A 12,587-nucleotide genomic window follows, 5' to 3' on the forward strand; every position below is an offset into this window, starting at 1 on the left:
CGTCGGGCACATAGGCAGCCGACGGAGGAGAAGAGGCATGACATTCAATCGCAAGGATTATCTGGCGCGGATCGATCTGACCGGCGCCGAGCCGGCGGTAGACGCGGAGGGACTTGGCCGGCTGCAGACGGCACAGATGCGGGCGATTACCTTCGAGAATATCGACCCGCTGCTGGGCAAGGTGCCGGACCTCGATCCCGACGCGCTTTGGCAGAAACTGATCCATGGCGGGCGTGGCGGCTATTGTTTCGAACTCAATGGCTTGTTTGCGTTGGCACTCGACGATTTCGGCTTTTCGGCCCGCCCTCTGCTGGCGCGGGTGCGGATGGGGGCACCGAAAGGCGGCCCGCGCAGCCACCATGCCTTCATCGTCAGCATTGGGGACCAAGACTATCTTTCGGATACCGGTTTCGGCGGACCTGCCCCGGCCGCACCGCTGCCTATTATTCATGACCTCGTGCAGGAGGTCGCCGGCGTCGATTTCAGGATCCGCTGGGATGATGCAACCGGGGAGGAGATTCTGGAGCGAAAGACCAGCGAGGGCTGGTTCTCGCTCTACGGCTTCGATCGAGCCCCCGTCGCGGCGCCGGATTACGAGGTCGCGAATTTTGTCACCGCGCGCTGGGAGAAGTCGCAGTTTCCGACGACCCTGATGATGACGCGGCTCATGGCAGAGGGTCGCATATCCCTGCGCAACCGGGCACTTCGGGTACTCGGCCCGCACGGCCCGTTCGAAGAGCGCGAGATCGCGTCACCCGACGACCTAGCGCAGATGCTGACCGGCCCGTTCCAATTGCGCCTGAGCGAGGATCAGATCGCGGCGATCTGGGCCAAGATCGAGGGCTGACCCCCCAATCTCGGTCACTGCATCAGGCGGTCCAGCGCTCGATATCGTCGCGTTCGCCGATCAGGGCGAGACCATGGGCGATGGAGACGAGTTCGCCACCGCTTTCAATGCGGTCGGCATCGAAGCGTTCGGTGAAGATCCGCCGCACCGCTGGCACGAAGGACGTGCCGCCGGTCAGGAAGACCTTGTCGATCTCGCCCGCTGCCGTGTTGGTCATCGCCAGGATGTCGTTGAGAGCCTCTTCGATGCGCGCCAGATCGCCCGATATCCATTGCTCGAAATCGGCGCGACGCACGGTCTTTTCGCCGGCTTTGCCCAGCGGGCTGAAGCGGAATTCCGCTTCCTCCTGCGCGGACAGCGCCATTTTCGTCGCCGAGACCGCCTGGTAGAGCGGATAGCCCTCGTCATGCTCGATCAGGTCGATGAAGCGCTCCAGCTTCTCCGGCTCCAGCGCCTGGCCGACAAGCGACTGCAGGTCGGCATATTCCTTCGATGTCTTGAAGACCGAGAGCTGGTTCCAGCGCGCGAAGCTGATGTAGTAGTTGCTGGGCACGTCGAGGATCTTGTCGAAGCTCTTGAACTTGGACCCCTTGCCGATCTCAGGCGCCACCACATGCTCGATGATGCGGGCGTCGAACTGGTCGCCGGCGATGCCGACACCCGAATGGCCGACGGGCTCGGCAGAGACGCGACCGCCTTCCGTGGAGAACCGGATCAGCGAATAGTCCGTCGTGCCGCCGCCGAAGTCGGCCACGAGAACGGTCGCATCTCGCTTCAACTGCCTGGCGAAATAGAAGGCAGCGGCAACGGGTTCGTAGACATAATGGATTTCCGGCAGGCCAAAGCGGGTCAGCGCCTCATTGTAGCGCTTCATCGCTAATTCTGGGTCGGGATTGGCGCCGGCGAAATGCACGGGCCGCCCGGCCACCACGCGCTTGGCCGTTGTCGGCCAGCCGTCTCCGGCATAGGCTTCAAGCCGCTTGAGGAAGACCTCCATCAGGTCTTCATACTGGAAGCGACGGGCATGCACGATCGTGCCCTGGAACAGCGGCGAGGCGGCAAAGGTCTTGATCGACTGCAGGAAGCGGCATTCGCCGGGATGATCGATGAACTGGCGGATGGCCGCCTGGCCTGCCTCCACCTTCAGCGCACGCACGCCGAGTTGCGCATCCTTCATGAAGGAGAGCGCGGTGCGCATGCTGTCAGTCGTGCCGGCACTCGATGTGAATGCGATCGAATGGGTGTCGTCGGCACTGTTGGCCATCGCGAGGACCGTGTTTGTCGTGCCGAAATCAAGCCCCAGCGCTTCAGCCATGACCGCCGCTCCTCATAGGTTATTCAAAGGATGTCAGAACCGGGAAGCCCGGATGCGAAAGGGGCGCGAATGCGCGCCCGCAACGAAGAGCGCGCCTCATGCCATGGCAGGGCGCTGAAGGCAAGGGGATTGCGACCGCCTCACGCGGCTACTTGAGCAGCCGCCGCGAGACCAGGACCAGGGCCAAGCCGAAAGCGGCGAAGATCGCCCCGCGGGTAATCCAGGGCGTCTGGTTGATCATGAAGCTGGACGCGGGATAGGGAAACAGGCCGCTACCCTGCGCCATCCAGACAAGGCCGAGCAGCAGGAACAGAAAGCCGCAGAAGGTCAGGGCTGATCTCAGTCTCATCTTCATGCGAACCTCCAAAATTGTGCCGGCCTGTATTGCAGCTGGCGGTTCCGAACCAGAACCGGCAGCGCGACAATCCGATCGGATCGCCGCGCTGCCAAATCTCATCAGAGCGACTTGGCGGCGCCGCCATCCACCCGCAGCATGGTGCCGGTGATGTAGCTTGCCTGCTGCGAGCACAGGAAGGCCGCTGCCGCGCCGAACTCCTCGACTTTGCCGAGGCGCCCTGCGGGAATGGTCTTGATCGAGGCGGCGCGGACCTCCTCGACGCTCTTGCCGGCCTTCGCCGCATTGGCGCCATCCAGCTCGTCGATCCGGTCGGTGTGGATGCGGCCGGGCAGGATCAGGTTGGCGGTGACGCCATAGGAGGCGATCTCCGTCGCCAGCGTCTTGTTCCAGCCCACCAGGGCGCCGCGCAAGGTGTTGGACAGGGCGAGATTCCCGATCGGTTCGATGACGCCGGAGGAGGCAACGGTGACGATGCGGCCAAAGCCTTGCGTCTTCATCAGCGGCAGCAGCGTGTTGGTGAGCGTGATCACCCGCACCACCATCGACTGGAAGAAGTTGTAGAGCTTCTCCGCAGTCATGTCCTCTGCCGTGCCGGGCGTCGGACCACCGGTGTTGTTGACGAGGATATCGATGCCGCCAAGCTTGTCATGGACCGCATGCACCATGGTCTCGACGAAATTGGCATCAGCGAGATCGGCTTCGACAAAATCCGCCTTGCCCTTGCCGGCGGCATTGATGGCGTCACAATTGGCCTTGAGCTTGTCGGTGCTTCGTCCGCACAAAAGCACATGGCATCCTTCCGCCGCCAGCGCATTGGCAATGCCGAGGCCCAATCCTCGCGAAGACGCGAGCACGAGTGCGCGTTTGCCCGAAATGCCGAGATCCATGGATGCAGTCCTTCCTGATGATTGCGTTGGCGCGAACCTATCAAGGGGGCGGGGGCGGGGGAAGGCTGTTCAGCATCTACCCGCAACTTCGTTCTCGGCCATTCACAGGTCTTGTTTGTGGCACGCCCTAGGTTTCACTAGGCTGGCCCCGGAGCGAAGGCCGATTTTCGTTTGCCGATAATTTGACGTAAACGTAAACGTCAGATATTCTTTCTCCTCATGTCATCTGGCTGAAAAATCGCGCCACGGCTTGTCGCGCCATGGCTCGACAAGGGGGCCGTCATTTGACAATGAAGAAGCCGGATTGATGAGATGGCCGCGCGGAGGACTGACTGTGAGCACTGAGATGGAACTGCCCGAACGCGAAAGCATGGAATTCGACGTGGTGATCGTCGGCGCGGGGCCTGCCGGCCTGTCCGCTGCGATCAGGCTGAAGCAGGCCAATCCCGACCTCACCGTCGTCGTCCTTGAAAAAGGCTCGGAAGTCGGCGCGCATATCCTGTCGGGCGCCGTGGTCGATCCTGTCGGGATCGATCGGCTTCTGCCCGGCTGGCGCGAGGAGGCGGACCATCCGTTCAAGACGGAGGTGACGGACGACCAGTTCCTGTTCCTAGGGCCGGCCGGCTCGATCCGCCTGCCCAATGTCATGATGCCGCCGCTGATGAACAACCACGGCAATTACATTGTGTCGCTGGGCAATGTCTGTCGCTGGCTCGCCGGCCATGCCGAAGCGCTCGGCGTGGAAATCTATCCCGGTTTTGCCGCGACCGAGGTGTTGTACAACGAGCAGGGCGCCGTGGTTGGCGTCGCCACCGGCGACATGGGCATCGAGAAGAACGGCGAGCCGGGCCCGGCTTATACGCGCGGCATGGAACTGCGGGGCAAATATGTGCTGATCGGCGAGGGCGTGCGCGGTTCGCTTGCCAAGCAGCTCATCGCCAAGTTCGACTTGCAGAAGGATCGCGATGTCCAGAAATACGGCATCGGGCTGAAGGAGCTGTGGCAGGTCAAGCCTGAGAACCACAAGCCTGGCCTGGTTCAGCACTCCTTCGGCTGGCCGCTTGGACTGTCTGCCGGCGGCGGCTCGTTCCTCTATCACCTCGAAGACAATATGGTGGCCGTCGGTTTCGTCGTGCACCTGAACTACAAGAATCCCTATCTCTATCCGTTCGAGGAATTCCAGCGCTTTAAGACGCATCCGGCGATCGCCAAGACCTTCGAGGGTGGCAAGCGCCTGTCCTATGGTGCTCGCGCCATCACGGAAGGCGGATATCAGTCCGTACCGAAACTCTCCTTCCCCGGTGGGGCGCTGATCGGCTGTTCCGCCGGCCTCGTCAACGTGCCGCGCATCAAGGGCAGCCACAATGCCGTGCTGTCGGGCATGCTGGCGGCCGACAAGATTGCGGCAGCAATTGCCGCGGGCCGCGCCAATGACGAGCCGATCGAGATCGAAACCGAATGGCGCGCCACCGATATCGGCAAGGACCTGAAGCGCGTGCGCAACGTCAAGCCGTTGTGGTCCAAGTTCGGCACCCTGATTGGCATTAGCCTCGGCGGTTTGGACATGTGGACCAACCAGCTTCTTGGCTTCTCGCTGTTCGGAACGCTGAAGCACGGCAAGACCGATGCGCAATCGCTCGAGCCGGCGGCCCAGCACAAGAAGATCGACTACCCCAAACCGGATGGTGTCTTGACGTTCGACCGCCTGTCCTCGGTCTTCCTGTCCAACACCAACCATGAGGAAGACCAGCCGGTTCACCTCAAGGTGAGGGATATGGACCTGCAGAAGCGCTCGGAACTCGGCGTCTATGCCGGCCCGTCGACCCGCTACTGTCCGGCGGGGGTTTATGAGTGGGTAGAGAAGGATGGCGAGGAAGTCTACGTCATCAACGCGCAGAACTGCGTCCACTGCAAGACCTGCGACATCAAGGACCCCAACCAGAATATCAACTGGGTGCCGCCACAAGGGGGCGAAGGGCCGGTCTATCCGAATATGTAATATTCGGATGCCGGACCGCACGGACCCCCGCCAAAAGATGTGGCGAAGGGCCGGTCTATCCGAATATGTAATATTCGGAAGCCGGACCGCACGGACCCCCGCCAGAAGAAGCGGCGAAGGGCCGGTCTATCCGAATATGTAATATTCGGATGCCGGACCGCACGGACCAGCGTCAGAGGATGTGGCGAAGGCCGTCTTTGCCTATGTCAGCAACTGCTGCTTATGGTCACTCCCGCGTGAAAGGGGGTGACCACCAGCTAAATTTGCTATATGTTAATTTCCATCACCAGCAACCGAATATGTAGGCGCTGGTGGCTGGGAGATCGTATGTGCTCTGGCCTGCAGTTTAGTAGGGCATTTATGATGGGACATCCATCTCACATGACGATTGCACACGATCCGGCGCTCGGGTCTTTCCTGATGACCGCGGCTTCCGATTTCACCGGGGATGACAGGCGCCGAGATCAGCTGGCGAAGGCCGTAGTTGATATTGCCGCCAATGATCCTGATGCTCTGGGGGACCAGCGGATCGACAAGGCGTTGCGACAATTGATGGCAAGGCTCGCAGGTTCCGGACACTTCCATCAACCTCCTCCGGCGGAAAGCTCTGGCAGCGTTAAGGTCTGACGCGAGATAGCTGATCCAGAGACAGAGTTGGACGCAAATGCCGATTGGGCTACGCTCTCGACGTTTCGCCTCTGGTCGCGCTGTGTGAAGGTCTGATCGCCTCGAAGGCCAGCATGACGAGAAGAAGGGCCAGCGAGAGCCCAAGAAGAAGCAAGCCATGCAGGGACGGAACCAACAGAGCAAGAGCGAGGCAGACGGCAGCCGCGATTAGCCTTGTCCAGACGACATCAAGTCGGAGGATAGCGCGAAATGTTGCGTCAGCAGCGAGATAGAGCGAGAGCCCATAGAGAAGGACCACTTCGGTTCCGTGGGCGACCGGCTCCCCATGTCCAGCTCCATCGATCGACAAAAACGCACCGATGCCTGCCTTCAGCCCCGCAGCCACCAGAATAAGGCCGGCGATCATGAAGAGGTGGGCGCCGTTGAAGCCGAAGAGCGCAATGCGCGTGCGCCGGCGATTGTCCGCCTCCAGCATCCGATGTTCCGCCGCTTCGTCATCCCGGTCGAAATAGCTCCACCACAGCGCGGCCACCAGGGCCACGGACAGGAGCAACACCGCAAAATCGGAAGCGTGGATAGGTACAAAGCCAAATCCGCTTCCCACGGCAATGATGATTTCGCCGAGGACGATGATCAGCAGCAGCCCGTGTCGCTCCACGAAATGGCCGGCATCAAGGGCAAAGCCTTCGCCGGTGTTGAACGTGCTGACGATGATGTAGAGCGCAGCCGGCGACAGCAGCAACAGCCATGACCAATTGCTTTCCATCATCCCGGAAACGATGACGAGCGCAGCGGCCGCGATATTGAAGGGCAGGATGCGCAGCATTGCATGCGCGGCCGGTTTACCACCTTGCCAGCAGAACGCGCCGAAATGGAGCAGCACGATCGCGAGGTAGGCGAGCCCAAAGACGAGCCGTCCCTCGCCGCTGCTTTCCGGCACCGCCAATGCCATCACCAGAAAACCTGCCATGGCGGCGACCAAAACGACCCGCATGGACCTTGGCGTGTGGGCATGGTTGGTGAGCCAGATATATCCGCCATACATCCACCAGATCAGCGTCAGCACGGCCAGCGCGTAGAGGTAATCCACCGCGCCATGCGCATGTTCAACGAGGTGGGTGATCTGCGTAATGGTGAAAACGAAGACTAGATCGAAGAACAATTCGATTGTCTGCGCCCGAAAAGGTCCTGTTCCTGTCAGCCCGGTCATCAGAAACTCCTGTCACCTGTCCTGGCTGCCGAACATATCGGTTTCGCGATGGGCCTGAACATACCCAATAATAGCACGGGGCGATGGCAACAAATTAATCTTTGTCGCTGGCGATTTAACCGTTGATTAACCATGATTTCCTTAGTTTGCATCAACTGATGACACATTAAGGACATCCCCATGACGATTTCTCGCCGCAGTTTGCTGATCGGCCTGCCTCTCCTGTTGGCTGGCTGCCAATCCATGCCGAGCCAGCAGGCGGATTATGGCGATCGTCCCGACGAAGAATTTCCCCTGAAGAGAGTTCCGCTTGAAAAGATCAAGCCGGAACTGCGCCGCACAGAAGTGGCCTACGAGACCAAATACGACGCCGGCACTGTTGTGGTCGATACGCCAGCCCGTCGCGCCTATTACATTCTCGGGAATGGTCGTGCGATCCGCTACGGTGTCGGCGTCGGCCGCAACGGCTATGCGCTGGCCGGCCAGGCCTATATCGGTCGCAAGGCCGAGTGGCCGAACTGGACGCCGTCGCCCAACATGCTGCGCACCAATCCCGAGAAGAATATGAAATATGCCGGCGGCGTTCCCGGCGGCCCGAACAACCCGCTCGGCGCCCGCGCCATCTATCTCTATCGCGGTGGCAATGACACCATGTTCCGCATCCATGGCACCAACCAGCCGCAATCCATCGGGCTTGCCATGTCGTCCGGCTGCGTGCGCATGATGAACCATGACGTCATCGATCTGTACGAGCGGGTGAAGGTTGGCGGCAAGGTCATCGTGTTGCAGGCCTGAGACCTGTCACCGCCTGAGGCCCGCCGGGCTTTGCCCGGTGAGCCGCCGGAACATGGCGATGAAGGCTGAAGCGTTGGCATAGCCAAGCCGTTCCGCCACGCGATGGATGTTTTCTCCCTCCTCGATCAGCGTCAGCGCTGTGAGCAGCCTCAGCCGCAGGCGCCAGTCGTTGAAGGACAGGCCCAGTTCCTGCTGGCATCGCCTCGACAGCGTGCGTTCCGTCGTGCCCGCCCACCGCGCCCATTCCGCCAGGGAGCGTTTGTCGCCCGGGTCGGCCTGAAGCTGTTTCAGGACTGGTTCCAGCAGTTCGTCATCCGTCGCCGGCAGATATTGCTCGAAGGCCGGAGCGGCCCGGATCTGGTCGACGAGCACCATGGCCAGTCGCATATCCTCCGGCGAGGTGGGCTGCCGCACGCCACGCCGGTCGAAATCCGCGAGGATCGCCTTCAGCAAGGGACTAAGCGAAAGCGTGCTTGGTCGCGACGGCAGATCGGCGCACAGGTCTGCGGCGATATAGCTCGTCGCATAACGGATATCCTGCCGCGTGACGGCATCATGGACAAAGCCTGGCGGAATCCAGATGGCATAATGCGGCGGCGACAAGAAGCGCACGCCTTCGATGTTGATTTCCGCCACCCCCTGCAGCGCATAGTTCAACTCGCCCCAGATCTGGCGACGCGGTGGAAACACGGTGCCGGCCCGGTAATGCACGGTGCGAAAGGAGATCGGCTGCGGCGGATCACCATCGATATCGCCATAAATGACCTCGGCCATGACTGATCTCCGCAAAGATTTGTCCGATATTCGTTATATGATGAGATCGGGCCATCTGCTAGATCCTGTGCGCAAGACGGGCACCGACCCATGGCGAATGAAGGTGACAATTAATGGCGGTACAGGCGGACACGACAGAAAGGCAGAACCTGGATCCTGCCGCGTGGCTGTTGCCGCTGCTGACGATCTTCATCTGGTCGGGCAATACCATCGTGACCAAGGCCTCGGCCGGCGTGATCGAGCCGGCGTCCATTTCCTTCTACCGTTGGCTGATTGCTCTCATTCTACTCACGCCCTTTGTGGCAGTGGGCCTCTGGCGCAACCGGGCCCTGGGACTGCAGCATTGGCAAAAGCTGTTTGTGCTCGGCATGCTGGGCATGGTGGTCTACCAGAGCATCGCCTATGAGGCGGCAAAGACCACGACCGCGATCAACATGGGCCTGATCGCAGCCCTGATGCCGTTGATTTCAACTTTGTTTGCCTCGGCCTTTGCGGCGGAGCGGCTGACTGCACCGCGCCTCATCGGCGGCGTCCTCTCGCTGGTCGGTGTCGCCTATCTGATCGCACGCGGCGATCCGACCTTGCTGCTCTCCGGCGGCCTGCATGTGGGCGACGCCCTGATGTTGCTGGCGGTGCTTGCCAATTCGCTTTACGGCGTGTTGCTGAAGCGCTGGTCGCTGCCGCTCTCCATGTCGCAGCAATTGTGGTGGCAGATCGCCTTTGCCACGCTCCTGCTTCTGCCGATCTGGCTGTTCAGCAATATCAGCCCGATCACGGCGGACAATCTGCCCTTGGTTCTCTACGCGGCGATACCGACATCGCTGCTAGCGCCCTATTGCTGGATGCTGTCGATCCGCACGCTGGGTGCAGCGCGCTCCTCGGTGATCATTAACCTCTTGCCGCTGATAGTCGTTGTTCTCGCCTGGGCCATTCTTGGCGAACGGCTGGAAAGCTTCCATTTCGTCGGCGGCGGGCTGGCCTTGGCGGGCGTTTTGATCGGCATGCGGCAGGGGCGCTAAAGTATGTCTCCCAAAAGTGGGCACCGGTTTTGGGACAAAGACATGCGAAAGCAAAAATCTACAGCAGGCCGCATGAATCCGAAACAACGCGACCTGCTGTAGGTGCGCTGCTTTTAAGACCGCCGTGAGAGAAGCCCGGTGGAGAGCAGCACGCCGACGCCGGTGATCAGCGCGGCTGCGATGGTGGCCACGGCCAAGGATTCGCCGAGAAAAATCGCGCCGCCGAATGCCGCAGCCGCCGGCGTCACCGCGGTGTAGGCGGCTGCCTTGGTGCCACCAAGGCTACGCACAGCGGCGCCATAGAGCAGGGTGGCGACAAGGCCTGAGAGGATGCCCTGCGTCAGCACCTGGAGGCCGAGTTCGGCGCCCGGCACCTCAAGCAGATGGCTGCCGATGAAAGGCAGGAATGCGAGGTTGAGAAGCGTTGACCAGACGCAGATCAGCGCCCCGCCTTCAAAGGCAGACAAGCCTGAGCGGCGAAAGGCATGAGTGTAGATCGCCCAAAGCGTCGCCCCAAGCGGCAGGATCACATAGCTGACCCAGGTCAGGTCGCCGCCCGTCGAGAGATTGTGGATCAGCAGCGTCGCCCCGCCGGCAAAGATTGCGACCATGCCAAGGATGCGCATTCGGTCGGGCCTTTCGCCCAGCAGCACGATGCCGATGATCGCCGTCATCAGCGGCATGACGCCAGGCAGCAGAACGCCTGCGGCCGATGCCGGCGTTGCCTTCATGCCAAAGCCGACCACCTGGAAAAACGGTGCACCGGATCCGAGCACCATGAAGATCAGCGGCAGCTTTGGCGTTCCCTTTGGCCACAGGCCCGTCCGCAGCCAATAGGGAGCCAGCAGGATGGCGGGAATGCCATAGCGCAACAGGCTGAGATCAAGCGCCGTCAACGATGTGCCGACGCTATGCCGCGTGGAGACGAGCCATGCAGCCCAGATCAGCACGACCGACAATGCTGAGGCAGCACCCAAGCCGGCAGACAGCTCGGGCTTCAGTTGGACGCTTGTGTCAGCCATGGCAGCATCTCCGGTCGAGGGGCAGACCTCAATCTAGCCCGAATGCAGCCTTCCTGTCCTTGCTATTTCTGCCGGGATTTTCTAGCATATTGGCAGAAAAGTGATGTTCGTGATCGCTGGCAGTTTATTTATGCCAAAACTCGACAAGTTTGACCGCGCGATCCTCAACGCGCTGCAGGACAATGCCCGTGCTACCAATGTGGAACTGGCGGACAAGATCGGCCTGTCGCCGTCGCCGTGCCTGCGCCGCGTGCGCATGCTGGAAGACGCAGGCATCATCCGCGGCTACCGCGCCGATATCGATCGCCGCGCGGCGGGCCTGGAACTGACGGTCTTCATTGCCTTCAAGGTTGCGCATCATACCCGCGACCATGCGCATGAGTTTCAACAGGCGCTGCAGGCAATCCCGGAGGTCGTGTCCTGCTACATGATTTCGGGCCAGTCTGACTTCATGGCCGAAGTCGTCGTCGAAAATCTCGCGGCCTATGAAGCCCTTTTGACCGACCGGCTGCTGGTGCTGCCCCATGTCACGGACATCCAGTCCAACTTCGCGATCCGCAGCGTGAAAACCGCAGGGCCATTGAAGCTTCCTGCCTCGCAGGAATGAGCTTCGAACTGTTAGAGCGGGGCCTGCTCGACAGCAGGCCCCGAACGGATCAAAACCCTTCCAGCACGATCTTGCCGCGCGTGCGGTTGCTCTCGATCAGGGCATGGGCCTTCTTCAGGGTCTCGGCATTGATCTTGCCGAGGGTCTCGGTCAGCGTCGTCTTGATGCGTCCGGCATCCACCAGTTCAGAGACATGGGTCAGCAACTTGTGCTGCTCGATGATATCGGCGGTCTGGTGGACGGCGCGGGCGAACATCATCTCCCAATGGATCGAGACGGCCTTGCCCTTGAAGGGTATGATGTCGAACCCGCCCTTTGGGTCATCAATGATGCAGACGCGTCCCTGCGGCGCAATGAGCTGCGCGATGTCCAGTCTGTGTTGGCCGCTATGGGTGACCGAGAACACGAAGGCCGGCGCGCCGATGCCGAGCGCCGCATACTCGGCCGCAAGCGGCTTCGTGTGGTCGATGACATGGTCGGCGCCAAGTGCCTTGGCCCATTCGGCCGTCTCCGGCCGTGACGCCGTGGCGATGACCGTGAGGTCGGTCAAGGCTTTCGCCAGTTGTATGGCGATGGAGCCCACGCCGCCGGCGCCACCGGTGATCAGGATCGCATGCTGTGTGCCGGGCACCTTGTCTTGAACCTTCAAGCGATCAAACAGCGCTTCATAGGCGGTAATGGCCGTCAACGGCAGGGCTGCGGCCTCGGCGAACCCGATGCTCTTGGGCTTGGCCCCGACAATCCGCTCGTCAACCAGATGAAACTCGCTGTTGGTGCCGGGGCGATTGATGGCGCCGGCATAAAACACCTCGTCGCCTGGCTTGAACAGGGTGACAGCCTCGCCGACAGCCTTGACCACGCCGGCCGCATCATAGCCCAGGATGCGGTATTGCCCCGGCTCAGGCACTGCGCCCGAACGGACCTTGGTATCGACGGGGTTGACGGAAACCGCCTTTATTTCCACCAGTAGGTCATGTCCTCCAGGCGTCGGCATGGGCAGTTCGATGTCGAGAAGGGATGTATCAGCCGTGATCGGCTGGGGGGTCTGGTATCCGATGGCACGCATAGGCGATCTCCCGTGAGTGATTTGCACTCTCCTCATCTGGGCCATATAAAATCCATTCGCA

13 protein-coding genes and 1 tRNA gene are annotated in these 12,587 nt (G+C 61.1%); 7 read left to right on the plus strand and 7 right to left on the minus strand.

The window, feature by feature from the left end; all coding sequences use genetic code 11:
- The first annotated feature begins 37 nt into the window (after nt 1-37).
- Nucleotides 38-847, plus strand: a complete 810-nt coding sequence (locus tag B9A97_RS22220; protein WP_084368010.1) for an arylamine N-acetyltransferase family protein — start codon at nt 38-40, stop codon at nt 845-847.
- A gap of 22 nt (nt 848-869) precedes the next feature.
- Here B9A97_RS22220 and B9A97_RS22225 read toward each other — a convergent pair whose 3' ends face one another.
- From B9A97_RS22225 to B9A97_RS22235, 3 genes are all read right to left on the minus strand, one after another.
- Nucleotides 870-2,162: an Hsp70 family protein gene (locus tag B9A97_RS22225; RefSeq protein ID WP_084368011.1), complete on the minus strand. Its 1,293-nt coding sequence runs from the start codon at nt 2,160-2,162 to the stop codon at nt 870-872.
- A gap of 148 nt (nt 2,163-2,310) precedes the next feature.
- Nucleotides 2,311-2,517, minus strand: a complete 207-nt coding sequence (locus B9A97_RS22230) for a hypothetical protein (RefSeq protein ID WP_244564317.1) — start codon at nt 2,515-2,517, stop codon at nt 2,311-2,313.
- 101 nt (nt 2,518-2,618) lie between these two features.
- Nucleotides 2,619-3,407 carry an SDR family oxidoreductase gene (locus tag B9A97_RS22235; RefSeq protein ID WP_084368012.1) on the minus strand — a complete coding sequence of 263 codons (789 nt, stop codon included), beginning with the start codon at nt 3,405-3,407 and terminating at the stop codon, nt 2,619-2,621.
- Nucleotides 3,408-3,741: 334 nt separating this feature from the next.
- Here B9A97_RS22235 and B9A97_RS22240 point away from each other — a divergent pair, with 334 nt between their 5' ends.
- Nucleotides 3,742-5,406 (plus strand): electron transfer flavoprotein-ubiquinone oxidoreductase, encoded by a 1,665-nt coding sequence (locus B9A97_RS22240; protein ID WP_084368013.1) that lies wholly within the window; start codon nt 3,742-3,744, stop codon nt 5,404-5,406.
- A 360-nt stretch (nt 5,407-5,766) separates the two neighbouring features.
- Nucleotides 5,767-6,033, plus strand: a complete 267-nt coding sequence (locus B9A97_RS22245; RefSeq protein ID WP_179145359.1) for a hypothetical protein — start codon at nt 5,767-5,769, stop codon at nt 6,031-6,033.
- Nucleotides 6,034-6,082: 49 nt separating this feature from the next.
- Here B9A97_RS22245 and B9A97_RS22250 read toward each other — a convergent pair whose 3' ends face one another.
- Nucleotides 6,083-7,243, minus strand: a complete 1,161-nt coding sequence (locus B9A97_RS22250; protein WP_084368015.1) for a low temperature requirement protein A — start codon at nt 7,241-7,243, stop codon at nt 6,083-6,085.
- Between the two features lie 180 nt (nt 7,244-7,423).
- Here B9A97_RS22250 and B9A97_RS22255 point away from each other — a divergent pair, with 180 nt between their 5' ends.
- Nucleotides 7,424-8,038, plus strand: a complete 615-nt coding sequence (locus B9A97_RS22255; RefSeq protein ID WP_084368016.1) for a L,D-transpeptidase — start codon at nt 7,424-7,426, stop codon at nt 8,036-8,038.
- Nucleotides 8,039-8,044: 6 nt separating this feature from the next.
- Here B9A97_RS22255 and B9A97_RS22260 read toward each other — a convergent pair whose 3' ends face one another.
- Nucleotides 8,045-8,812: an AraC family transcriptional regulator gene (locus B9A97_RS22260; RefSeq protein WP_084368017.1), complete on the minus strand. Its 768-nt coding sequence runs from the start codon at nt 8,810-8,812 to the stop codon at nt 8,045-8,047.
- A 113-nt stretch (nt 8,813-8,925) separates the two neighbouring features.
- Here B9A97_RS22260 and B9A97_RS22265 point away from each other — a divergent pair, with 113 nt between their 5' ends.
- The gene (locus B9A97_RS22265; protein WP_084368018.1) at nt 8,926-9,831 is read left to right on the plus strand and encodes a DMT family transporter; all 906 of its coding nucleotides are present in this window, start codon (nt 8,926-8,928) and stop codon (nt 9,829-9,831) included.
- 181 nt (nt 9,832-10,012) lie between these two features.
- Here the strand turns inward: B9A97_RS22265 and B9A97_RS29865 are convergent.
- Nucleotides 10,013-10,117 (minus strand) — tRNA-Cys (locus tag B9A97_RS29865).
- A gap of 323 nt (nt 10,118-10,440) precedes the next feature.
- Between B9A97_RS29865 and B9A97_RS30230 the strand changes: the two genes are divergently transcribed.
- Both B9A97_RS30230 and B9A97_RS22275 read left to right on the plus strand, forming a co-directional pair.
- A complete protein-coding gene (locus B9A97_RS30230; protein ID WP_244564318.1) occupies nt 10,441-10,668 on the plus strand; it encodes a hypothetical protein in 228 nt (75 codons plus the stop codon).
- Between the two features lie 315 nt (nt 10,669-10,983).
- On the plus strand, nt 10,984-11,460 hold the full coding sequence (locus tag B9A97_RS22275) for an Lrp/AsnC family transcriptional regulator (RefSeq protein WP_084368064.1): 477 nt from the start codon (nt 10,984-10,986) through the stop codon (nt 11,458-11,460).
- 49 nt (nt 11,461-11,509) lie between these two features.
- On the opposite strand, the gene B9A97_RS22280 is transcribed toward B9A97_RS22275, so the two are convergent.
- Nucleotides 11,510-12,526 (minus strand): zinc-binding alcohol dehydrogenase family protein, encoded by a 1,017-nt coding sequence (locus B9A97_RS22280; protein ID WP_084368020.1) that lies wholly within the window; start codon nt 12,524-12,526, stop codon nt 11,510-11,512.
- Nucleotides 12,527-12,587: the final 61 nt, after the last annotated feature.

Origin of the sequence: Rhizobium sp. RU36D (genome assembly GCF_900176345.1) — a bacterium.
Classification (GTDB): Bacteria; Pseudomonadota; Alphaproteobacteria; order Rhizobiales; family Rhizobiaceae; genus Allorhizobium.